The organism is Haloferula sp. A504 (genome assembly GCF_044385805.1).
Lineage (GTDB): Bacteria > Verrucomicrobiota > Verrucomicrobiia > Verrucomicrobiales > Akkermansiaceae > Haloferula.
This window is the reverse complement of the sequence record NZ_JBISBU010000037.1, coordinates 22,039-44,472: the sequence shown is the minus strand read 5'-3', so window position 1 is coordinate 44,472 and position 22,434 is coordinate 22,039. Positions and strand designations below refer to the sequence as shown.

At 65.2% G+C, this 22,434-nt stretch carries 24 protein-coding genes; 15 read left to right on the top strand and 9 right to left on the bottom strand.

Going from position 1 to position 22,434, the window contains the following annotated elements:
* The first annotated feature begins 116 nt into the window (after positions 1 to 116).
* A complete protein-coding gene (locus ACG2LG_RS15985; RefSeq protein ID WP_396260635.1) occupies positions 117 to 329 on the top strand; it encodes a hypothetical protein in 213 nt (70 codons plus the stop codon).
* A gap of 54 nt (positions 330 to 383) precedes the next feature.
* Entirely contained in the window at positions 384 to 632 is a 249-nt protein-coding gene (locus tag ACG2LG_RS15980) for a CDGSH iron-sulfur domain-containing protein (RefSeq protein ID WP_396260633.1), read from the top strand.
* Positions 633 to 872: 240 nt separating this feature from the next.
* On the opposite strand, the gene ACG2LG_RS15975 is transcribed toward ACG2LG_RS15980, so the two are convergent.
* Positions 873 to 1,898: a tRNA dihydrouridine synthase gene (locus ACG2LG_RS15975; RefSeq protein WP_396260632.1), complete on the bottom strand. Its 1,026-nt coding sequence runs from the start codon at positions 1,896 to 1,898 to the stop codon at positions 873 to 875.
* Positions 1,895 to 2,497: a flavin reductase family protein gene (locus ACG2LG_RS15970; RefSeq protein WP_396260630.1), complete on the bottom strand. Its 603-nt coding sequence runs from the start codon at positions 2,495 to 2,497 to the stop codon at positions 1,895 to 1,897. The genes ACG2LG_RS15975 and ACG2LG_RS15970 overlap by 4 nt, the downstream gene beginning before the upstream one ends.
* Before the next feature lie 112 nt (positions 2,498 to 2,609).
* Between ACG2LG_RS15970 and ACG2LG_RS15965 the strand changes: the two genes are divergently transcribed.
* From ACG2LG_RS15965 to ACG2LG_RS15955, 3 genes are all read left to right on the top strand, one after another.
* Positions 2,610 to 2,819, top strand: a complete 210-nt coding sequence (locus ACG2LG_RS15965) for an RNA-binding protein (RefSeq protein ID WP_396260628.1) — start codon at positions 2,610 to 2,612, stop codon at positions 2,817 to 2,819.
* 138 nt (positions 2,820 to 2,957) lie between these two features.
* Positions 2,958 to 3,578, top strand: coding sequence for a hypothetical protein (locus ACG2LG_RS15960; RefSeq protein ID WP_396260627.1), 621 nt, complete (start codon positions 2,958 to 2,960; stop codon positions 3,576 to 3,578).
* Positions 3,575 to 4,120, top strand: a complete 546-nt coding sequence (locus ACG2LG_RS15955) for a thioredoxin family protein (RefSeq protein WP_396260625.1) — start codon at positions 3,575 to 3,577, stop codon at positions 4,118 to 4,120. The genes ACG2LG_RS15960 and ACG2LG_RS15955 overlap by 4 nt, the downstream gene beginning before the upstream one ends.
* 6 nt (positions 4,121 to 4,126) lie before the next feature.
* Here the strand turns inward: ACG2LG_RS15955 and ACG2LG_RS15950 are convergent, their stop codons facing one another.
* The 4 genes from ACG2LG_RS15950 to ACG2LG_RS15935 all read right to left on the bottom strand — a co-directional run bounded on the left by ACG2LG_RS15950 (position 4,127) and on the right by ACG2LG_RS15935 (position 7,233).
* Entirely contained in the window at positions 4,127 to 4,705 is a 579-nt protein-coding gene (locus tag ACG2LG_RS15950; protein ID WP_396260623.1) for a heme-binding protein, read from the bottom strand.
* Between the two features lie 191 nt (positions 4,706 to 4,896).
* Positions 4,897 to 5,553, bottom strand: coding sequence for a DUF2238 domain-containing protein (locus tag ACG2LG_RS15945; protein WP_396260621.1), 657 nt, complete (start codon positions 5,551 to 5,553; stop codon positions 4,897 to 4,899).
* A gap of 48 nt (positions 5,554 to 5,601) precedes the next feature.
* The gene (locus tag ACG2LG_RS15940) at positions 5,602 to 6,915 is read right to left on the bottom strand and encodes a homoserine dehydrogenase (RefSeq protein WP_396260619.1); all 1,314 of its coding nucleotides are present in this window, start codon (positions 6,913 to 6,915) and stop codon (positions 5,602 to 5,604) included.
* A gap of 48 nt (positions 6,916 to 6,963) precedes the next feature.
* Positions 6,964 to 7,233: a hypothetical protein gene (locus tag ACG2LG_RS15935; RefSeq protein ID WP_396260617.1), complete on the bottom strand. Its 270-nt coding sequence runs from the start codon at positions 7,231 to 7,233 to the stop codon at positions 6,964 to 6,966.
* Between the two features lie 114 nt (positions 7,234 to 7,347).
* Here ACG2LG_RS15935 and ACG2LG_RS15930 point away from each other — a divergent pair, with 114 nt between their 5' ends.
* The 5 genes from ACG2LG_RS15930 (at position 7,348) to argF (ending at position 12,694) form a co-directional block, all read left to right on the top strand.
* Complete coding sequence (locus ACG2LG_RS15930; protein ID WP_396260615.1) at positions 7,348 to 8,616, top strand: OmpA family protein; 1,269 nt, start codon at positions 7,348 to 7,350, stop codon at positions 8,614 to 8,616.
* A gap of 420 nt (positions 8,617 to 9,036) precedes the next feature.
* A complete protein-coding gene (locus ACG2LG_RS15925) occupies positions 9,037 to 9,927 on the top strand; it encodes a DMT family transporter (RefSeq protein WP_396260613.1) in 891 nt (296 codons plus the stop codon).
* Between the two features lie 88 nt (positions 9,928 to 10,015).
* Positions 10,016 to 11,293 carry an aspartate aminotransferase family protein gene (locus tag ACG2LG_RS15920; protein WP_396260611.1) on the top strand — a complete coding sequence of 426 codons (1,278 nt, stop codon included), beginning with the start codon at positions 10,016 to 10,018 and terminating at the stop codon, positions 11,291 to 11,293.
* A gap of 56 nt (positions 11,294 to 11,349) precedes the next feature.
* Positions 11,350 to 11,724, top strand: coding sequence for a four helix bundle protein (locus ACG2LG_RS15915; protein ID WP_396260609.1), 375 nt, complete (start codon positions 11,350 to 11,352; stop codon positions 11,722 to 11,724).
* Positions 11,725 to 11,797: 73 nt separating this feature from the next.
* Positions 11,798 to 12,694: an ornithine carbamoyltransferase gene (argF, locus tag ACG2LG_RS15910; protein ID WP_396260607.1), complete on the top strand. Its 897-nt coding sequence runs from the start codon at positions 11,798 to 11,800 to the stop codon at positions 12,692 to 12,694.
* A gap of 116 nt (positions 12,695 to 12,810) precedes the next feature.
* Here the strand turns inward: argF and ACG2LG_RS15905 are convergent, their stop codons facing one another.
* Both ACG2LG_RS15905 and tilS read right to left on the bottom strand, forming a co-directional pair.
* Positions 12,811 to 13,707 (bottom strand): alpha/beta hydrolase, encoded by an 897-nt coding sequence (locus ACG2LG_RS15905; protein WP_396260605.1) that lies wholly within the window; start codon positions 13,705 to 13,707, stop codon positions 12,811 to 12,813.
* 2 nt (positions 13,708 to 13,709) lie between these two features.
* Positions 13,710 to 14,660, bottom strand: coding sequence for a tRNA lysidine(34) synthetase TilS (gene tilS / locus ACG2LG_RS15900; protein ID WP_396260603.1), 951 nt, complete (start codon positions 14,658 to 14,660; stop codon positions 13,710 to 13,712).
* A gap of 103 nt (positions 14,661 to 14,763) precedes the next feature.
* Here tilS and ACG2LG_RS15895 point away from each other — a divergent pair, with 103 nt between their 5' ends.
* From ACG2LG_RS15895 to ACG2LG_RS15885, 3 genes are all read left to right on the top strand, one after another.
* Entirely contained in the window at positions 14,764 to 15,030 is a 267-nt protein-coding gene (locus ACG2LG_RS15895; RefSeq protein WP_396260601.1) for a GlsB/YeaQ/YmgE family stress response membrane protein, read from the top strand.
* A gap of 191 nt (positions 15,031 to 15,221) precedes the next feature.
* Positions 15,222 to 15,929, top strand: a complete 708-nt coding sequence (locus ACG2LG_RS15890) for a type II secretion system protein (RefSeq protein WP_396260600.1) — start codon at positions 15,222 to 15,224, stop codon at positions 15,927 to 15,929.
* Positions 15,930 to 16,028: 99 nt separating this feature from the next.
* Positions 16,029 to 16,433: a DUF2452 domain-containing protein gene (locus ACG2LG_RS15885; protein ID WP_396260598.1), complete on the top strand. Its 405-nt coding sequence runs from the start codon at positions 16,029 to 16,031 to the stop codon at positions 16,431 to 16,433.
* Positions 16,434 to 16,697: 264 nt separating this feature from the next.
* Here ACG2LG_RS15885 and ACG2LG_RS15880 read toward each other — a convergent pair whose 3' ends face one another.
* Positions 16,698 to 17,903: a PQQ-binding-like beta-propeller repeat protein gene (locus tag ACG2LG_RS15880; RefSeq protein ID WP_396260596.1), complete on the bottom strand. Its 1,206-nt coding sequence runs from the start codon at positions 17,901 to 17,903 to the stop codon at positions 16,698 to 16,700.
* Between the two features lie 125 nt (positions 17,904 to 18,028).
* On the opposite strand from ACG2LG_RS15880, the gene ACG2LG_RS15875 reads away from it, so the two are divergent.
* Positions 18,029 to 20,047 (top strand): TonB-dependent receptor, encoded by a 2,019-nt coding sequence (locus ACG2LG_RS15875; RefSeq protein ID WP_396260595.1) that lies wholly within the window; start codon positions 18,029 to 18,031, stop codon positions 20,045 to 20,047.
* 140 nt (positions 20,048 to 20,187) lie between these two features.
* Positions 20,188 to 22,431, top strand: coding sequence for a PQQ-binding-like beta-propeller repeat protein (locus ACG2LG_RS15870; RefSeq protein WP_396260593.1), 2,244 nt, complete (start codon positions 20,188 to 20,190; stop codon positions 22,429 to 22,431).
* Positions 22,432 to 22,434: the final 3 nt, after the last annotated feature.

Below are 22,434 nucleotides of genomic sequence, written 5' to 3'. Positions count from 1 at the left end.
GACTGATCCGGGCTGCGCCGGAAAAGCGGTAAATTTCTTGCATTTTTCGATGAAGTCGGGCGATGGTCCGCGCGTCCCAACCTAACGGAAACCCCAACGGGCCTCCGCCAGATGAGATGAAGATTCGCCTTTTTGTAACGGGTTCGGCCGCATTTTTTGCGGCCTGGTTGGCCGTGACCTACGTCCGCGAAGTGCCTCACGAAGGGTATCCGCGCCTTGGCAAGGGTTCGATGCCGCTCTCCGCCGAGGCCGAGCCGGAAGCTCCGGAGACCCCCGCCCTGCTCGGGACCGACGGAGAGATGCCGACCGAGATCGCCCTCGCGGATTGATCTTCGCCCAATTGCAGGCTGGCCTCCGCGCCGGGACACGATAGTCTGCCGGACATGGCCGAAGATCCGATTGTCTGCGATACCAAACCCCTGGGGCTCGAAGTCGAGCCGGGCGTTCATTTCTGGTGCTCCTGCGGGCGCTCGTCGAGCCAACCCTACTGCGATGGCAGCCACAAGGGCACCGGCCTGCAGCCGGTCCGCTTCGAGGTGAAGGAAAAGACCATGGTCTGGTGGTGCCAGTGCAAGCACACCAAGAACCCGCCGCTGTGCGACGGCAGCCACAAGGCCGTAAGTGCCAAGTGAGAAGTTCCAAGGGCCAAGAGTGGGTCGGGGCCGGCTTCCATGCCGACGGGCAGCGCCTGTGGTTGGCAGAGGTGGAGATCCGATCTGCAAGCAAGATCCGGCGACGTGTTCATCGCTGGTGTGCGATCAAGGGCACCCTGGGCCACTGGCGTGTGAGGCGCGCATGTTCACGATGGATTCGCAGGATGAAACGCAGAGAGCGGGAATGTCTGTTCCTCGGCGATTGATCCCGCTTCGGACTCATGCCAACTCCGAAAATCCGCAGAACAGTCGCGAGTTTTCGTTCGGGCGGAGCGGCATGGAATCGTCGCGATCGAGAAAGGCCGCGCAGATGGCATCGAATTCCTCCGGCTTCTTCGCCCGGCGGAGCCGGTGCTCGAAGTCAGGATCGTGCCCCTGGGTGACGAAGACCATGGTCTTCTTCATCCGCTGGACGTGACCCAGCGGGTCGAAGTTTCCGGTGTCGCGCGCGATCTCCTCGTAGAGGCGCCGGACGTAGCCGAGCAAGTCGCGGCAGCTCGGGACCAGGCCGTCCCTTCCGGCAAAGGCAGCCCGCAGCTGATCGAAAAGCCACGGATTGCGGATCGCTCCCCGCCCGATCATCAGCCCCGCCGCCCCGGTCTGCTCGTGCAGGGCGAGACCGGTCGGGACGTCGACGACGTTTCCATTCGCGACCACCGGGCAAGGCATCGCCGCGACCGCCTCACGGATGCGCTCGGGATGGACCGGCGTCTGGTAGCGCTCGACCACCGTCCGCCCGTGGATGGCCAGCATGTCGATCGAATGCTTGCGGAAGATCTCGAGCAGCGCCGGAAATTCATCGGGCGAGTGGTAACCGACCCGGGTCTTCACCGTGAAGCGCCCCGCGATCGCCTCGCGCAGCGTGCCGAGGATGCGATCGACCTTGGGCAGATTCCGCAGCAAGCCCCCGCCGGCCTCCTTTCTGCAGACCACCGGCGCCGGGCAGCCGAGGTTCAGGTCGATGCCGGCCACCGGGTGCCGTTCCAGCTCACGTGCCGTCCGCACGAGCGCGTCGAGATCCTGACCGATCATCTGGGCGAACACCGGGCGCCCCGTCGGGTTCTCGTCGATCGACCGGAGAATCCAGGGGTCGGGCCGCGACGCCACATGGACCCGGAAATACTCGGTCACGTACACATCCGCCCCCCCGTAACCGGCCAGCACCCGCATGAAGGTGAGGTCGGTGACGTCCTGCATCGGTGCCAGGTAGAGCACCGGTCGGTTGGCTGGAAAAATCTCCGTCACTCGGGTCGCGGCAGCTCGAAGAGTCCGTCGGTGCGGCAGTACCAGTCGGGCGAGCCCATCCGGCCGGGCGGCGTGTGGCGGTCCTGCCGGATCCGCAGGCTCTCCGGGTCGATGATCCCGTCATCCACGTGCACCCGATGGACGATTCCCAGCACGATGCGGTTCTGGCCGATCCGCTGGACCGAGTGGACTCGGCACTCCAGCGCGGCGGGTGCGTCCGCCAGGCGCGGTGGCGCGACCACCGAGGAGGGCACCGTCGAGAGGCCCAGCTTTTCGACCTCGCTCTCGCCCGGCGGCAGGCTTTCCGCCGTGGCGACCATGGTCTCCGTTTGGTCGGGGGCGACCAGATTGACGGTGAACTCACCGGTCTGCTCGGCATTCCGGGCCGAGTCCTTCGGCGAGCCGTCGGGTCGGTTTCCCGGCGCGAAAATCACCAAGGGAGGCCGGGAGCCGAAGACATTGAAGTAGGAAAAGGGGGCGAGATTCACCGATCCATCGTCATTCAGCGTGCTCACCCAGGCAATCGGGCGAGGCGTGATCAGGCTCGAAAGAATCGGGTAGGCACGGTCGGCGTGATGGCCAAGGAGATCGAGTTCCATGCCCGGAGCGTGGGACCGCCAGAGGCGTGAGGCAAGAAGCGGCACCAGAGCTTGCTTGACTTTCAGGAGATGCCGGGGATTCTCAAATCGGTTTCAATGGAAAGGAGAGAAGGTGGATAACAACGATTTGCTTCACACCGAGAAGATCCTCGCGGATCGCAAGACGTTCTTCCTCGATCTGAAGGAAAACGCCCGTGGCAAGGTGGTCAAGATTACCGAAGACGTCAGCGGCAACCGGGACACCATCATGGTTCCGGCGGAAATCCTTGGCGACTTCATCGCGGCCCTGAGCGACATCAAGGCGACCGCCGACGGCGAATAGGGCCGCTCCACGGCAGCTCGCACAGTTGTTTCGGATAGCCGAAACAAATCTTTTCGTTCCCGTCCGGATTGGTATGGTCTGGCCGCTGTGGATGATCAGGCTCGAGCCAACTGGATCCGGCGGCTGGTTCTGCTGGGGATGATCACCCTCGGGGTGCTTGCCGGCATCTTCGTGGACATTCCGGCGATCCAAGCCTTCGGCTTTGGCGACAAGAAGGAAGAATCCCAGCTCGAACAAGTCGACCCCGACAGCTTCCGCGAAGCCATCTCCGCGGAACACCGGTTGACCGTCATCCACATGATGATGGACGGCAATCCGGACTCCGAAAAGCTGCAGGAGATCCTCGAACAGCTTCAGGAAGAGCAGACTTACGGCAAAAAGGTCGCGTACGCGGAACTCGACGTGGAGAAACACGAGGACATGGCCGCCGCCCAAGGGGTCGATTTCGAGGAATTCACCGGCCAGATGGATTTCTACGCCGCCGGCTACAAGCTCGGCACCCTCAAGGGGCCGGCCGACCGTCCCAAGGTCGAGGCGACCATCGAGCGCTACCTGGCCGGGCTCGTGAAGCGCTTCGGGCCCGGTTGGCTGCCCGATGTCGACGGCCTGAAGCGTGCGGGGGCGGGCGACCGGATTCTCAACGTCCAACCCGCGGACCCGGTGCCAGGCGTGCAGCCGGCGGGTGGCGGTGAAATCGTTCCCGGGCTCCAGCGCGCTCCCGGGGCCAAGCCGCCGGCAAACCCACCCGAGCAGCCATGAAACGAAGCCTCCTGATCCTCCTGCCGCTGGCCTTCGCGGGCTGCGACCCATTGAAAGACAAGCTTTCCGGCTCCGGCAGCGGCTCGGAATCCATCGAAACCCTGTCCCTCCACGCCACGGACCTCGCCGAAGGCGAGATCGATGCCTTCGTCAACCGCCGCAACCAGGTGGTCGTCCTCGACTTCCACGCCACCTGGTGCGGCCCGTGCAAGACACTCGCCCCGAAGCTCGAGAAGATCGCCGCCGAATTCGGCGACAAGGTGGCGCTGGGCAAGGTCGATGTCGATCAGGCCAACGCCGCCGCCGCCCGCTTCGGGGTTTCGGGGATCCCGGATGTTCGGATCTTCGTCAACGGCACCCAGGTCGACCGCTTCACCGGCGACATGCCGGAAGCTCATGTCCGGGCCAAGATCGTGCCCCACACCACCTCGGTGTCGGGACAAGTCGAAGCCGGCCCCGCCGGGTCGCCCGCCGCCAATGACGGCCCAGCGATCCAGCCGATGGAAAAGGACTGGCTGCCGCCCGGCATGCAGCGGCAGTAGGGTGGATCAGTCGAGAAGGGCCTGGAGTTCCCAGGTCTGCTTCGCCCGGGGCGTTCCCGGTCCGTTGTAGCCGAGGATTCGGAATTCCGCACCCTCGACACCCCGCTTCTCCAACTCCGCTTCAAGCGCGCTGCGGGCAGCGGCGACATTCTTCTTCGAGTCGCTTCCCTGCCACGCGTAGCTGAGGACCCTGGCCGCGGCCACGTCGCGGATCTCGACCTTGCCGGCATCGACTTCCTTCGGATCGACCGACGTGTTCTGGTAGAGAAAGCCCATCCCGACCTCGTCGAGCTGGCCGTCGCGGTCGGCCATCGGCATCTCGACGGGAGCGGTCATCGGGATGTCGTTCTTCTTGATGTGGCGGAACAGCGTCCAGAACGAACCACGCTCGCCCTTCCCCCCGGTGAAGGCGGCGCGGTAGGCAGGGTAATGCTTCTCCGCCACCTCGTTGTAGGGACCCGGCTGCGGCCACCCTTCGGGCAGCGGTGCCTCGTCGACGTAGCTCGGAGTATCCGCAGGTGCCTCGTCGGCTGGCAGGCTGCAAGAAGCCAGCAGGCCGGCGAAGGGAATCAGAAGTCGTTTCACGCATCGAACGAACTCCGGAAATGATCCGGCGCAACCTCATTCCGTGAACCCCCGCTTCCAACGAGGAAGCGGCCGCCCGTGTGGTACGCAGTTCCTCCGGGGGTCCAACGCACAACCGAGGCTCCGCACCCTTGAAGGGGGGACTACGTACGCGTGAAAGCGAAGCGAAGAAATTGCACGGAGTTGCAGCCCTACTCGACAGGCTCCGGATGCTTGACCCTCAGGCTGTCGCGGAACTCCCGGGCGAAATCGCGTTGGCAGCACATGTTGACCAAGGCCGCCAGGCTCATCGCGATCACGGCCCCCACTCCCGCCAGCGCCATGTCCTTGTGGGCGTCCCAGACATCGCCCTGGGATCCGAGATAGGCCTGACCCAGATCGCCCCCGAACACGCTGGCCGCCGCCCATTCGATCAACTCGTAGATCATCGAGGTCGAAAGCACCAGATCCAGCGGCAGGAAATAACCCCAGAACCCCCTGGCGTCGGCAATGCGCAGGAAAACCTCGCGCATCGGATAGGCAATCAGCAAGCCGTAGAGGAAATGCACCAGGCGGTCGTAGTGGTTGCGGTCGCCGATCTCGATGCCCAGCCACTCGCCATAGGGCACGTTGGAATACGAGTAGTGGGCCCCGATCTCGTGAATGCAGAGGAACACGAAGAAGCCCGCATAAGAGATCCTCGAAAACGGAAAGCGGCGGGCCGTGAACACCAGCACCGGAACCGCGATGAAGACGAGCACGTTCTCCAAGAGCCAGTCGTCCCGCCTCAGCGGGTCGATTCCGAGAGCAATGAACACAACCAGGAAGACCCCGAGAAGGATCGCTCCAAAACGAATGGTGGAAGCCACGCTTCCATTCCACACCAGGCAAGGTGCCGCAGCAAGCCGACCGTCACGTCACAGTTGCTCGATCCGGAACACGACCGGCGAGCTGTTGACACAGTCGAGCCTTTCGATCGCCGCAAGGGTTTCCTGCAGCAGCCCGAAGGAGCAGCTGTGAAGCTGGAAGACCATGTCGACGAAATCCTCGTCGGGACTCTCGGGATTCACCGGCGAATGGGTGCCGGAAATCCCGATCCCGGCGTCGGCCAGGACCGTGGCAATCTCGGCGATGACCCCCGGCCGGTCGGTCACGTCGAAGCGCACGTAGTAGGCCGTGCGGGTTTCCTCCACCGGAAGCAGGCGGCCCTCCTCGCGATACGGCAGGAACCCTCGATGCCCGGCCTGGCCCTGCAGCGAGCGCGCGGCCTCCACCAAATCGGCGACCACCGACGACGCGGTCGGGTCCTGGCCGGCACCGCGCCCGTAGAAGAGCGACTCGCCCGCCGAATCCCCGTGCACCGCCACGGCGTTGAAGACCCCGTTCACGCTCGCGAGGATGTGGGTCTTGGCGATGAAGGAAGGCTGCACCCGGCACTCGACCGCTCCGTCCGGATGCTCGCGCACCACCGCCAGCAGCTTGACCACGTAGCCGAGCCGCGTCGCGAACTCGATGTCGATCGGGCGCACCTGCTCGATGCCGGCGACATGGACCTTCGCCGGGTCGATGGCGAATCCGTAGGCCAGCGTGGCCAGCAGGATCGCCTTGTGCGCGGCATCCCAGCCGTTCACATCCAGCGCCGGATCGGCCTCGGCATAGCCCAGTTGCTGGGCCTCGGCCAGGGCGGTGGTGAAATCCAGCCCGCCGGTCGTCATCCGCTCGAGGATGTAGTTCGACGTGCCGTTGATGATCCCGCTCATCGAGTGGATGCGGTTGCCGACGAAGGACTCCTGGACGGTCTTGATGATCGGAATTCCCCCGGCGACCGCGGCTTCGAAATGGATGGGAGTCCGGTGCTCGCGGGACAGCGCGAACAACTCGGTGCCACGCTCGGCCAGCAGCGCCTTGTTGCCGGTGACGACCGGCTTCCCGGCCTTCAATGCCGCCGCGACGATGTCGAAGGCCGAGTCCGTGCCACCGATCAGCTCGACGACGATGTGCACCGCGGGGTCGTCGACCAGTTCGCGCCAATCGGTCGTCAGCTTGCCCTCATCCACCGCCACCGCCCGTTGTTTCGCGGCGTCACGCACCAGCACGCGGGCGACCTCGAAGCGGACAAGCCCGGAGGTCCGGTCGGTGATCAACTGGGCGTTGCGCTGCAGCGTCAGAACGACCCCGGAACCGACGGTTCCGAGTCCGGCAAGGCCGAGGCCGAGGGTGGTTGCACTCACGCGGGCGACTGTGACCAGACCGCCGCCCGCGCGAAAGGGCAAATCCGCTCAGGCCGCAAACTGGGCCACCGCCGCCGCCCAGTCGTCCTCGGACGTGCCGGGGATTCCCTGCTCGCAGCGGCGCAGGTAGATGTAGAAGGCGGCCACCTCGAGCTCCTCGATGCTGGGGGCCGGGCGCGCGGCCTTGGCCGTCGTTTTCTTCGCCACCTTGCGGGCGGTCTTTTTCGTCACTTTCTTCGCCGCCTTGCGGGCCACCTTTTTCGTGGCCTTTTTCGCAGTCTTCGCGGCTTTCTTCGTGCTCTTCTTCTTGGCGGGCATGAGTGTGTTTCGGTTGCGGAGCGCGGATTAGCAGCGCGAATGCCAATATCAAGCCCGAGCCAACGGAAAAACCCATGGATTGTCACAGTTCGGTCCCTGCGCCATAATAGTGCCGTGGCCAACGGCTATACATGGAGCGACATGCGCGACGAGGGCCCGACCCACCTTCCGGGTCCGGACCGACTGGGCTGGTGGATCGTGGTCTCGCTGCTGGCGGCCATCGTCCTCCACGTCCTCGCTTTTTTCGCCCTCGGCCACATCAAGGTCGCGCTCGGCTTCCAGGAGGCGGAAATCCTGCGCACCCAGCCCATCCAGCTCGACCAGGTCGAGGTCCTGCCGCCCCAGATGGACGAACTGGCCCCGGAACCGCAACCGGTCGAGGTCGAAAATACCGCCAGCCTGCTCGAGGAAATCGACGTCCTGGCCTCCCTCCCGGAAGACCACGAACTCGACATCTCGCCGGAGGTGATCGATCCGGAGTTTGCGATCCAACCGCAGCAGCCGGTCGCCGACGGCCGACCCGAGGCCCTCGACACGGACATCGCCGCGGACTTCAATCTCGATACCGAACTGCCCGAACTCGGCCGCACCGAGGACCCGCTGCCACTCGCCGCCGAGGGACAGGTGATCGTCGATCCCGGCGACGTCTCGGCCGACGACCCGGCGCTCGATGCCTTCACCGAGGAAATTCTCCGCAAGGGTGTCGAGGACGGCGCGCCCAAGGGAACGCTCGACGGTGTCGTGACCCTCGATGACCTCGTCGGCCTGCCCGAGAACGTGCTCGTCGGCAAGAAGACCATGCTGCCGAGCGACCTGCTCTTCGAATACAACAGCGCCGAGCTGCGGGAGAGCGCCCGGGTCGGCCTGATGAAGCTGGCGCTGCTGATCGAGCGCAACCCGGGCCTCTACTGCTGGATCGAGGGCCACACCGACCTCTTCGGCGGCGATGCCTTCAACCTCGACCTTTCAAAACGCCGGGCGAAATCGGTGAAGGACTACCTGACCGCCTCGCTCGCCCTCCCCGCCGACAAGATCATCACCCGCGGCTACGGCAAGACCAAGCCGATCGTCAGCAGTGGCGACGTCGACGTCCAATCGCCGAACCGCCGGGTCGAGATCAAGATGCGCCGGACGCTGCCGCCGAAGGATGAGCCGGTGCTGGTCAATCCACCGCAGCCCGTTCCCCAGCCGCCCGCTCCCGAGCCGAAGCCGGAACCTGCGCCGAAGCCGGAACCCGCGCCTCCGAGGGCGGTTCCCATCCCCGAGGCACCGGAGGTCGAGCCACCGCCGCCGAAAGCCGTCCCGGTCAATCCCGACCCGCCCCGCGCCGTGCCGGTCGAGGAGCCACCACCCCGCCCACCGAGGGCGGTGCCGGTGGATTAGGGAGTGGCGCTATGCACCTGTCCTCCGAAGCCTTGGCGAAGGGGGAAGCGCCATACCGGGGCCGGGCGGCTTTCCAGCCGCAAGGACGGGGGCGGCTCCTCCGAAGGGTACGGAACGAGACTCGCTGCCGAGGTTTCGGACAACCTATCCAGAGCAATCGGCGCCCACCCAGCGATCTGAAGATCGCCACACCCCGCCATGGCGCTTGCAAAGCGCCACTCCCCAGAGCTTGCAATCCCGGCGCATGGCCGCTACCTACCCCCGCATGTTCCGCAAGCGTCGCCTGCTCCGCGCCCTCGCCATTTGGCTTGGGACCGCCGCCGCGTGACGTGATTTGACCTTCATTCCGACACACCCGGCGCGCCTCTGGTCCGCCGGGTTTTTCTTTTCCCGGCATCCCGAGGCAGCCCGTCCCGAACGATGACCTTCCACCCATCCGAACGCAGCGGCATCGGCCTGATGCTCGGCTCCGTCGTGCTCTTTTCCGTCAACGCCCTGCTGGTGCGCGGACTGAGCCTCGCGGTGCCCGCGGCCGACGGCTGGGTGGCTTCGCTGTTCCGGGGCGTGATCGGCCTGGCGGTTGTCGCCCTGTTCTTCCGCAAAGGCTTCCGGCCGTCCCACCTGTTCAAGCACCGGCTGCTGATGCTGCGCGGGCTGCTCGGCGGCTTCGGCATCCTCGCCCTCTACATCACCGTCGTGGAACTGGGCGCCGGTCGGGCGGTCATCATCAACCTCAGCTACCCGATCTTCGGCTCGCTCTTCGCGACGCTGTTTCTCGGCGAGTCGCTGCCCGCCCGGGCCTGGGCGTGGATGGTCGCCGGCTTCGGCGGGCTGCTGGTCTTTCTCGGGGGTGGCGTCGATTTCGCCATCGGCCCCTACGACCTGCTCGCACTGGTCGGCGCGGTGGCCGCCGGGGCGGTCGTCGTGATGATCCGTCAGCTCCGCCACAGCGAAAGTACCGCCACCATCTACTCGGCCCAGTGCCTCGCCAGCGCGTTGATCGCCGTCGGCCCCGCCACCGGAGCGACGCTCCAGCTGCCGACCCCGGCCCTGGTGCTGATGACGCTCGCGGCGGTGCTGGTCGCCCTCGCCCAACTTGCCATGACGCACGCCTACCGCAGCCTTTCGGTCGCCCGGGGTTCCTCCATCCAGATGCTGCTGCCGCTGGTGACCGCCATCGGCGGATGGGCGCTCTTCGGGGAACGCTTCAGCGCGGTCGAACTCGGCGGGGCGGCGCTCACGCTTTTCGCCACCATGCAGGTCCTTTCAGCACCCTCCCGCATGCCCTTCGAAAAAACGGCCACGACTTGAAATCCCCGAGAAATCAGCCTAAACCCCGCCCTTCCCCGCGTGCCGAAGTTCCAAGTTCCAAGTTCCAATCTGAAATCTGAAATCTGAAATGTCCTACGTTCTTCCAACCTATGGCCGCTTCCCGCTGACCCTTGTCCGTGGTGAGGGCACCCGCGTGTGGGACGACGGGGGCAAGGCCTACCTCGACTTCTGCTCGGGCATCGCCGTGTGTGCGCTCGGACATTCGCCGAAGCCGCTGGTCGATGCCATCCAGGAACAGGCCGCGACCCTCATCCACTGCTGCAACCTCTACCACATCCCGCAGCAGGAGGAACTCGCCCGGATGATCGTCGAGGACCTGGTCCGGATTCCGGGAAAGGTGTTCTTTTCAAACTCCGGTGCCGAGTCCAACGACGGCCTGATCAAGGCCGCGCGGAAGTTCGGCCATGCCCGGCCGCAGCCCGACGGCTCCCCGCGCTACGAGCTGCTCACCTTCAACCGCTCCTTCCACGGCCGGACCCTCGGCGGCATCAACGCCACGGGCCAGGACAAGGTGAAGGAGGGCTTCGACCCCATGCTGCCCGGATTCCGGCACCTCCCCTTCAACGATCTCGACGCGCTCGCGGCCGCCATCCGGCCCGAGACCGCCGCCATCCTGCTCGAGCCCGTGCAGGGCGAGGGTGGCGTGCACGTGGCGACGGCCGAATTCCTGCGGGGTGCCAAGGCGCTCTGCGACAAGCACGACCTCCTGCTCTTTCTCGACGAGGTGCAGGTCGGCTTCGGCCGCTGCGGCGATCCGATGGCGTGGCGGGAAATCGCGCCCGAGATCGAGCCCGACGGCATCAGCTGGGCCAAGGGCATGGGCGGCGGCTTCCCCATCGGTGCCTTCTGGCTCAGCGATCGACCCTTGGAGCGCCGGCTTCAGCCGGCATCTTCGGAAGAGACCTCGACTTCCCTCTCTTCGCTCATGGGTCCCGGCAGCCACGGCACCACCTACGGCGGCAGCCCGCTCGCCTGTGCCGCCTCGCTGGCGGTGCTGCGGGAAGTCCCCGGCCTCATCGACAACGTCCGCGCCCGGGCCGCCCAGATCCACGACACCGTCGCGTCGTGGAATCACCCCGCAGTCACGGAAACGCGCGGCCTCGGCCTGCTCGTCGGCATCGGTCTCGATGTCGCGAAGATGGACACGCCCGAAGGCAAGCTCCCCGCCATCCATCTCTCGGCGGAGCTTCTCAAGGCCGGCCTCCTCGCCCCTCCCGCCGGCCCCGAAACCCTGCGGTTGCTCCCGCCCCTCAACGTGTCCGAAGCCGAAGTCTCCGAAGCGCTCGAGATCCTCCGCACGGTCCTGGACCGCTTGGGCGATTCCAGCACTGGGACGGGGGACTGAGGGGTCGGGGGCCAAGCGAGATGCGGCCCCTTGGAACCGCACCATCGAACTGAACCATGAAGATCAAACACTACCGCGAACTCATTGTCTGGCAGAAGGCAATGGACTTGGCCGTCGAAGTCCATCCGGTCGCTCTTTCGTTTCCGAAGGTCGAAATGTTCGTGCTCACTTCTCAGATCAATCGTTCCGCCACATCCATCCCTTCCAACATCGCCGAAGGCAATGGCCGGAGAACCACGGGCGAGTATCTCCACTTTCTCGGAATCGCCCGCGGTTCTCTGAACGAACTCGAAACGCAGATCACGCTCGCATTCCGTCACGACTACATCCCGGAAGCCGTCCATGACCATCTCCTGGGGCAAACCGCATCCGTCGGCCGTCTCCTCAATGGCCTGGTCGAAGCCCTCGAACGTCGCCAAGCCAACTCGTGACCCCACATCGCTTGGCCCCCGGCCCCTCATCCCCCTCGTCCCCAAGAGCCAAAACCACTCACCAACCCCGCAGATGAAACACCTTCTCACCATCGAACACCTCACCGCTGCAGAAATCGGCGGTCTGATCGACTCCGCCGCGGCGCTCAAGGCCGAGCGGGGCGCCCACGCCACGCAGCCGCTTGCCGGCCAGACCTGGGCGATGATCTTCACCAAGTCATCGACCCGGACCCGCGTCTCCTTCGAAGTCGGCATCCGCGAACTCGGCGGCTCGCCGATGTTCCTCTCCGGCAACGACATCCAGCTCGGCCGCGGCGAACCGATCATCGACACCGCCCGCGTGCTCGGCCGAATGGTCCACGGCGCGATCATCCGGACCTTCGCCCAGCAGGACGTGGAAGACTTTGCCAAGATGTCGGGCATCCCGACGATCAATGCGCTCACCGACGACGAGCATCCGTGCCAGATCCTGGCCGACCTGCTCACCGTTCGTGAAAAGCTCGGCGGCTGGGAAGGCAAGCGCATCGCCTTCGTCGGCGACGGCTTCTCCAACATGACCATCTCGTGGATGTGGGCGGCCAAGCACCTCGGCTTCGACCTCGCCGTCGCCTGCCCCGGTGACTACTCGCCCGACGCGCAGTTCATCGCCAGGCTCAACGCGCCGAACATCACGATCACGCCGGATCCCGCCGAGGCGGTCGAGGGCGCGCACGTGATCAACACCGACGTCTGGCTCTCCATGGGCCAGGAAGGCCAGGCCGAGAAGGAAGCGGCGTTCGGACCCTACCAGGTGAACGGTGAACTGCTCAAGGCCGCGGCTACGGGTCACATCGTACTTCACTGCCTGCCGGCCTATCGCGGCAAGGAGATCACCGAAGAGGTCCTCGAGGCCCACGCCGGGAGCATCTTCCAGCAGGCCGAGAACCGTCTCCACGCCCAGAAGGCCGTGCTCGCGGCACTGGCAAGGTAGGAGCGCCGATTATACGATCGGCATGGCACATGAGATGCCGCTGGGTGACCCGCAGCAGTCGGGACGGGGCGGAACCTGACGGGCAGGCCGTGCCGGTTTCATCACCGGCGCTCCTCCTACCTGCGGCGCTCCAGCCACGCCTCGAGCAGCGACGGCCAGGCCGATACCGGCCCCTTGCCCTTGAGGCCGTAGCCGTGGCCGCCCGTCTCGAATACGTGCAGGGCGACCGGAACGCCCGCCGTCTTGCAGGCCTCGGCAAAGCGCAGGCTGTTGCGGCAGTCGACCCCGTCGTCGGAGGTGGTCACCAGGAAACACGGCGGGGTCTTCCCGGTGACCTGCTTCTCGGTCGAGAGCTTGTCCAACATCTCCGCCGACGGCTCCGGCCCGAGCAGCCGGCGGCGCGATCCGCCATGCGCCACGTCCCCCATGGAGATCACCGGATACACGAGAATTCCGAAGTCCGGCCGGCAGGCGAGCTTGTCGATGGCGTCCTTGCCCTCCTCCTCGAAGGTATCCGCGAAGCGCGTGACGCACACGCTCGCCAGATGACCGCCCGCCGACGAACCCATCACGCCGACCTTTTCCAAACCGAGCTCACCGGCCATCGAGCGCATCGTCCGGATCGCCCGCCGGGCATCGAGATACGGAACCGGATAGCCATACCCGAAGCCGTCGTTGCCGCTGACCCGGTACTTCACCACCATCGCGCTGATGCCACGCTCGTTGAGCCACTTCGCGTAGTCGTGGCCCTCGTGGTTCATCGCCAGGATCGTGTAGCCCCCGCCGGGCAGGATCACCACTCCCTGCCCCGTCCGCCCACTTGCCGGTGCCGGATAGAGGAAATACTGCGGCTGCTCGATGTGGCTCAGGCGCCCGCCCTTGCCCTCGGTCTCACTCCCGGCCGGCGGCCGCGGCGCGCCGGGGGCATCACCCTCCCACAGCGGCTTCCATTCCGCCACCGCCACCGGGAGCGTCAATCCCATCACCAGTGCCACCATCCAATCGATTTTCATGCTCATGATTCAATAAAGACCCTGCCCTGCCGCCGCCGCACAAGCCTCCCGCCTGACAGCATGACTTTCGCCGGACCTCCGTCGGCCAGCATCCCGAGCACCCGTTCGACCGCCGCACGGTCGAGGTCCGCCACCCCGGCCTGCTTCAGGTGGTCGAACACGCAGGCCCGGCGCAGCGCCTCCGGCAGTTCCCGCAACTTCGGCACATGCAGGCGACCCTGGGGATCCGTCACGCCCGCCTGCACGACCGCCCACGCCTGCACCGCCCGCAGTTCCGCATCCGCATCCGCCGCCTTGACCAGGGGCCCGACGACGTCGCGGCGGGCAATTTCAGAAAGCAACGGCAGGGCCTCGTGGCGCAGGCGGTTGCGGGCGACGTGGCTCTCCGCATTGGTCGCGTCCTCCCGCCAGCGCAGTTTCTCGGACCGCAGCCAGTCCCGGAGCGCCTCCCGCCGGACACCCAGCAAGGGCCGAAACACGGTCATCTCCAGCCCCCCCATGGCCAGCTTCTGCTCAAGCCTCATGCCACTCGCCCCCCGGCTGCCACGCAGGAGGTTCCACAGCACCGTCTCGGCCTGATCGTCGGCATGGTGGGCCAGCAGCAGGATCCGGCAGCGCCAGCGGCGGGCGCAGTCGGCGAAAAACGCATGCCTCGCCCGGCGCCCGGCCGTTTCCGGCGAAATTCCCTCGCGGGCCGCCATCGCCGCCACGTCCACCCGCGACTGCTCGAATTCCAAACCCAGCTGCGCCGCCAAGTTCCCGACAAACCGGGCATCGGCCGCCGCCGACCGACCGCGCAGGCCATGATTCAAGTGGCACACCACCAAATTCCCGAAACCCCTCCGCGCCAGCCCATGCAGGAGCGCCACCGAATCCGCCCCGCCCGAGACGCCGATCAAGCAGCGACGCCGGCGCGAGGCGGTGGCGATCCAGGGCAGATCCTCCCAGCGCATGGGCGGCAGTTTGCCGTCCCTCGACCGATCTCCCAGTCGAAATCATCGCTCGCCCGAAGGAAAAGAGCTGAAACCCGGCCCGGACTCGCCGATTGTACTAGGAATGGAACACTTCGCCGGATGGATCGTGCTGGGACTGGTGGCAGGGGCACTCGCCCGCTGGATCCTGCCGGGTCAGGAAAAGGGAGGATGGGTCTCGGCCCTCGTGCTTGGGATCGTCGGTGCCCTTGTCGGGGGCTGGATCGCCCGGAAGTTCGGTTACCTGCCCCCCGCCGATCCCGGCAATTGGATCCCCGGCTTGCGCTCGATCGGCTCGGCCACCGTCGGCTCCATCATCGTTCTCTCGATCTGGAAGTGGTTCCGGGCCTGAGCGGAAGTTTGTTTCAGTGAAGTGAAATTCCGGATGCTACCCGACAGCCTATTTCCCTGAGGCTGAACACCTTTCTTCTTGAGCGGCCCGACAGTCGGGCTACCGTTAGTGGAATCCATCGGCCTTTTGTCGCTGGATCCATAAAAACAGCAGCGCCGGCATCCCGGGGCTGCGCAACATAGACAAAACACATGAAAACCAACAAAACGCGACTGCGCGGCTTCACCTTGGTGGAGCTTCTCGTGGTCATCGTCATCATCGCGGCCCTCGCGGGCCTTTCGGCTCCCATGATCCTCCGCCAGCAAAAGGCGGCGGCTCGCACGGAAGCGATCAACAACGCCAAGCAAATGGGCCTCGCCCTGCTTGAGTTTGACCAGGAGTTCGGCTCGTTCCCGGACGACGCCACGGCAGAGCTTGTGTCCGACGCCACCGGCTATCAGGGCACCCTGACCGGCTCGACGTCCAATGACTACTTCCGTCAGCTCATCGCTTACGGCATCCAGTCGGAGGACATCTTCTACACGAGGACCGCCTACACCCGGAAGCCGGACAACGTCGTCAACAACGACGATGCCCTCGAAGCGGGTGAAGTCGGCTTCGGCTACATCATGCTCGACCAGGGTGTGGGACAGAACACCTCCGGCAACCCCGGCCGCCCGGTGCTTGCGACCCCGCTGCTGGATGCGCAAACCACTTGGGAATTCGACCCCGACCCCTACGGTGCCAAGGCCGTGATCCTGAACCTCGACAACAGCGCCGAGGCTCCGACCATTCGCGGCACGGACAACAAGGTGACCGTCGGTGGTGGCCGGACCCTGGAACAGACCGGTGACGACACCGTCTGGGGCACCAGCACCAACCCGACGCTGGTCGCTCCCCAGAAGGCTGGCGGCGCCTGATCGCCCCGCTCCCATCAATCCAACCGGAAGGCTCGGCAAGGGCCTTCCGGTTTTTTTGTTTGCCCCTCCGGCGCTGCCGGACGAGTCAGGGAGGTGATCATGACGGACGAAAAGCCTTCCAGTGCCTACCTGCCCTATCCGGTCTCCACCCTGAGTCCCCGGATCGTGCCGACGGATCTCTCGTCCTTCAAATCCCGCGGGATTTCCGAGGTGGAGCGCGACCTGCAGCAGAAGCTCGTCCAACTCCGCGAGACCTACCTCGAGGCCATCGACCACTTCAACTGGAACAAACTCGTCTATGAGTCGGAGATCTCCTTCGAGCCGGTCGTGGGCGAAACCTACCACCTCTACGAGTCGCGCGGCCGCCGGATGCTGTCGATGATCGCCCCCGACGAGTGGCCGATGAAGCACCTCGCCAGCCTGCGGCTCAACGTCGACCGACAGTGGCAGGTCGAAAAGGCCTCGTTGGATCCGAGAGAGCTTTTCGGTTCGGGAGAATCCTGAGCAGTGACCAATATCGAACAAGGAACGCCCAATGTTCAGTGGATGAGTCCGCCAACCGCACCGACCACGAGGCCCTTGGAAATTGGCCATTCCTTGTTGGATATTGGATATTGATCTCCTCCCGGCTCCAGGCATACCACCTTCCCGACATGACGCGACCGCAGATCGAACTGAGCATCAAGCTCTTCATCCTTGCGCTGATCTTCGCTTTTGCCTGCGCCGTTTGGGTCGTGATGGGCATGCTCGGCATGGTCTGATCCTGACCTACTTCACCTCCACCACGGCGGCCTGGCCATCGTTGCTCTTGGCGAAGACCAGCCCGTCGGCATAGGCCACCGGTGCCCAGCACTTGCCACTCAGGATCTTCGCCCGGCCGCTTTCCTTCCAGCCGTCCTTGGCGGCACGTCCGACGATCAGGTCACCGGTTTCGGCCAACACGACCACCGAGTCCCCGACCATCAGCGAGCTGCCGCGGGTGCCCGGCATCCGGGCGCGCCAGCGGATCTTCCCGCTCGCCATGTCCATGCGGATCAGCTCGGCATCGATGTTCTTGTCGCCGAAGACGCCGATGATGTCGCCGTCCGCCAGGATGCTGTTCTGGAAGATCATCCGCGTGTCCTCCTCCTTGTGCATCACCTGCGGCTGACCCGTGGAAAGGTCCAGCACCACGTAGCCCATGCCGTAGCCCGAGGCGAGGAACAACTTGTTGTCATGGAACTGCGGATTGCTGGCATTCACATCGTAGGAGGTGCGCCACAGGAAGTCGAACAGCTCCTTGCCGTTGCTCAAGTCGTAGGCGACGAACTCACGCCCGTGAAAGGCACCCATGGCACTCTTGCCCCGGTATTCGAAGAAAATCGGAGCCGCGTAGCCGGGCTTGGTCCTTCCCCCGAACTTGCTCTTCACCTCGCCGGTGATCTTGTCGAGGACATAGACGGCGGCGTCCTTCCCGCAAGGCAGGCAATAGAGCATGCCACCCCGGACCACCGGAGCGGCCGAGTAACCCCATGAAGGCGCCTTGCCGCCGAAGTCGGTCTGGTAGTGCTGGTGCCATTTCACCGACCCATCCGCGAGGGACAGGCAGAACAGGTTGCCGGTCCGGCTCAGGGTGTAGACCCGGTCCCCATCCACGGTCGGGGTCACGTTCGGCCCCCCGGCGTAGAGCTTCGGGTTCAAGTCCTCCGGATACTCGTACTGCCAGAGCACCTTGCCGCTGGTTTTGTCGAAGCACCAGATGATGTCGGTGTCGTTCCGGTTGCCGGCGACGACGGCGCGGTCTCCGGCGATGGCAAATCCGCCACAACCCTTTCCGACATCGGCTTTCCACGCGACTTTCGGCGTCAAGGAGGCAGCCAGACTGCCCGGCACCTTCGCTTCCCCGTCGGGTCCGAGATAGCGCGGCCAGTCGGTCGCCCCGGCGGGCAGGAGAAACAGAGAGGCAATCGATAGCGGCAGCAGCGGGAAATTCATGACCCGCAAGACTAGCCGCATCCGCGCCCGGCGCAAGACGAGTTGGATGAACGATGGGCGGTTCGGCTTCGGTAGACTCGCGATTGACCCGCCCCCATCCCTGTTCAGACTCCCGGCTTCCGAACATGAAAGGCATCACACTCCTCGCCCTGTCCGCCATCCTGCCCGCCCAAGCGGTGGAAACCCTCGATCCCACCATCGTCGATGCCGAGCGCATCGAGGACGAAATCGCCGCCGTCAGCGTGCTGTCCCGCGATTCGCTCGACCTTTTCCAGTCCCAGAGCTTCTCGGATCTGTCAGGGCTGGTTCCCGGCTTCCACGTCGTCTCGCCCGACTCCCGCGGCTACGGCTCCGTCGTCGCCATGCGGGGCTCGACGAATACGCTTTTCTTCGGTCCGCCGGCCCTCGGCCTGACGATTGATGATCTGCCGCTCGGCGACGCCTACACCTATCCGTCCGAACTTCTGGAACTCGCCGAAGTGCGGGTCCATCGCGGCCCCCAGGGGCCTTACTTCGGCCGCAATGGTGCCGCCGGCATGGTCGAGATGTTCACCCCGCGCCCAGGCGACATCCACCGCACCTCCTTCACCGCCGAGTATGGCTCCTACGACCACATCGGCCTCGGCCTCAGCTCGTCCGGCCCGCTCGGTGGCGACCTCTCGTACTCGGCCCAGCTTTTCCACAGCCAGCGCGACGGCTTCATCCGCAACGCCCTGCTGGGAGGTGAGTTCGACGACCGCGAATCCACCGGCGGGCTGATCAACCTGTTCTGGAATCCGTCCGACGACTTCGAGCTGAGGCTGCGGTTCTTCGCCGAGCAGGTCGACGACGGCACCCAGCGGCTTTCGTCCCTCTTCAGCCCGGATCCCTTCACCGTGACCTCGGACAACCCCGGGATCACCCGGCTCGACCGTTACCAGCTCTCGCTGCACTCGCGGAAGGACTTCGATGCCGGCACTCTCGAAACCATCCACAGCTTCCAGACCTGGGACCTCGACCCCTCGACCGTCGACCTCGACCTGAGCTTCCCAAACCCCGGCAACGGCTTCGCCGACCTCCGCTCGAACATCGTCCAGACCCAGGACCTGTTTTCGAATGAAGTCCGGTTTTCCTCCCCGGAGGAGGAGGCCTTCCGCTGGCGCGTCGGGCTTTTCCAGATGTGGACCGACAACTCCGGCACCGCCGCCCGACAGCTTTTCCCCGGCTTTGTCGAAACAACCTGGTTCGACATCGAGCAGCTCAACCTCGCCACCTTCGGCAACCTGAGCTGGGACTTCGCCGAACGCTTCACCCTCGATGCCGGCCTGCGGCTCGACTACCACAGCTCGGAAATCGACCGCCTGCAGCGCGATCCCATCCCGGGCGACGACATCGTCCGCGGCGACCGCGACGAGTGGTTCGTCTCGCCGGTCCTCGGCCTCACCTACGAAGTGCATCCCACCCTCGACGCCTTCGTCCGCACCAGCATCGGCAACAAGCCGGGCGGCTGGTCGGCCTACGCCGACGCCCCCGCCAATGCGGAGTTCAAGCGCGAGACCAACTGGTCGAACGAGATCGGACTGCAGTACGACAACCCGGAACAAAAGCTGCGGGTCGGCCTCCGCGCCTTCTGGGACCAGATCGACGACTACCAGTTCAACCAGGGCATCAGCCCGTTTTCGACCGACTTCATCGTCTTCAATGCCGACGAGGTCACCTCGAAGGGCATCGAACTCGATGCCGCCTGGGCACCCATCGACCGCCTCACCGTGCGCGCCAGCTTCGGCTACACGGATGCGGAGTTTGACTCTTACTTCGACCCCTTCACCGCTACCCTCAACAACGGCAACAAGGTCCCCTTCGTCCCGGAATACACCGGCAGCGCCGGCATCCGCTACCGCTTCGACTGCGGCTTCTACGCCCAGACCTCGGCCCGCGTCGCCGGTCCGACCCGCTACGATGCCGCCAATACCACCACCTTTGCGCAAGACGCGTGGATCGTGTGGGATGCCGAGATCGGCTACGAAACCGAGCACTTTTCGGTGGCCCTCTTCGGCCGCAACCTGCTCGACGAGGAATACTACACCTTCATCAACCCGCAGGTCTTCGCCGGGGCCCCCGGCGATCCCCAGCTCTTCGGTGCCCGGATCCGCACGACATTCTAAAGCATCCGCCACCTCAGCTCGTAGTTCCCCCTTTAGGGGGCCGCACTGCCGGAGCCCACAACCAGAGCCGCACAGTCCGGGCCATCCCGATCTCAGTCCACCCGTTGCAAACTTCCACAAACCCCTTACAGTCCCGCCTCATGCGCCCACTCCTCCTCTCCCTCACCCTCGCCCTGCCGCTCGCCGCCGGTGTCACCGGCTGGACCAGCTGGCGCGGCCCGCTCCAGACCGGGGCTTCACTCGAATCCGGGCTGCCCGCGAAAACCGAGCCCGGTGGCGAACTCTGGACCTACGAGCTCAAGGGCGCCGGCACCCCGGTCATCGCCGACGGCCTGCTCTACGCCTTCGGCTTCACCGGCGGCACCGGCGAGGAGGTGCGGGAAAAGCTCGTCTGTCTCGATGCGGTCAACGGCGAGAAGAAATGGGAAAAGCAGTTCTCCGACTACATCAGCGACATCGTTTACAGCCGCTACGGCATCGGCTCGCCGATCGTCGATCCCGAGACCGGCAACGTCTATCTCCAACTCTCCAACGGTCGTTGCGTCGCCTTCACCCGCGATGGCGAGCCCTTGTGGGAGCGCTCGCTGATGGAGGAACTCGGGCGCCTCACCTTTCCCAACGGGCGCACCGGTTCCGCCGCGATCTTCCAGCACCTCGTCATCTTCCACTGCGTCACCGCCAATTGGGGCACCAACGGTCCGGCCCAGGACCGCTTCTACGCCTTCGACAAGAAGACCGGCGAACTCGTCTGGTACTCGAGTCCCGGCCTGCGCCCGGTCGACAGCGCCTTCTCCATGCCCGTCTTCGGAAAACTCGACGGGCGCGATGTCTTCTACGCAGGCACCGGCTGCGGCCACGTCGTCTGCGTCAACGCCCACACCGGAGAACCCGTCTGGCGCTTCCTGCTCTCGCAGGGCGGCGTGAACGCGCAGGTCCTGCTTCACGGCGAAGACAAGCTGATCGCCGTCCACGGCAAGGAAAACACCGACGCCTCGACCAAGGGCCGCATGGTCTGCCTCCAGCTCCCGACCGAGTATCCCGACGAACAACTCGTCCTCGGCCCCGAAGCGGAGGTCTGGCGCAACAACGACCCGGTCGCCTTCACCTCCTCGCCCATCCTCGCCGATGGCAGGGTCTTTTCCACCATCGCGACCGGCGAGCTGCTCTGCATCGACGCCGACAGCGGCAAGACGCTGTGGTCTGAGAAGCTCGCGCCCGACCAGATCCACGCCTCGCCGACCTACGGCGACGGGAAACTCTACGTGCCGATGTTCGACGGTGCCTTCTACGTCCTCAAGCCGGGCGACGACAAGGCCGAGCACCTCTACGAGCACAAGTTCGAGGAAGCCTGCCTCGGCGCCCCCGCCATCTGGGCCGGCAAGGTTTACCTGATCACCAAGGAACGCCTCCACTGCTGGGGACCGGCCGAGGGTTCGTACGTTGTAGCGGCGGCTTCAGGCGATCCGGAGCCCGGGTCCAAGCCGGACGACACCATCACCCAGCTCCAGATCGTCCCGGCCGAATTCGCCCTCAAGCCGGGAGACTCGCAGTCCTTCACCGTGTTCGGACTGAATGCCGCCGGGCACCGCGTGAAGGAGGTCACCCCGGAAACATGGGAAGCCTTCATCCCCCCCACCGCCATGGTGAAGGCCAAGGTGGACGCCACATTCGAAGGATCGACCCTCAAAGCGGCCGAAGACGCCAAACTCTCCGCCGGTGCCTTCAAGGCCACCGTCGGCGATCTCTCCGCCACCACCCGCGGACGCGTCGTCGCCGGCTACGGCTACGAGGCCGACTTCGAGGACGTCGAGCTGACGATGAAGAGCGAGACCGACCCGGACGAGGCCGTGAACTTTCCGCCGCTTCCGTGGCTCGGGGCCCGCATCAAGTGGCACGTGCTCGAACGCGACGGCTCCAAGGTCCTCGCCAACCGCCTCGACAATGTCCTCTTCCAGCGGACGATGAACTTCTTCGGCGCGGTCGACATGAACGACTACGTCCTCGAAGGCGACGTCATGACCGACGGCAACCGCCGCATCATGTCGACGGTCGGCTTCGTCAATCAGCGCTACCTCGTCAATCTCGTCGGCAACTCGCAGGTGCTCGAGGTTTCCTCGAACTACGACCGTGTCCGCGCCTCCACCAAGTTCCGCATCAAGCCCAACACCTGGTATCGCCTGAAGAGCTGGGTCGAGCGCAACGACGACGGCACCGGCACGGTCCATGCCAAGGCGTGGCCCCGCGACGAGGACGAACCGGCCGATTGGACCCTTTCGGTCCCGGTCAAGCACTGCCACCCGCACGGTGCCCCGGCCGTCTTCGCCTTCTCACCACAGTCCCAGAAGCGCGTTTACATCGACAACATCAAGATCACGAAGAAGTAATTG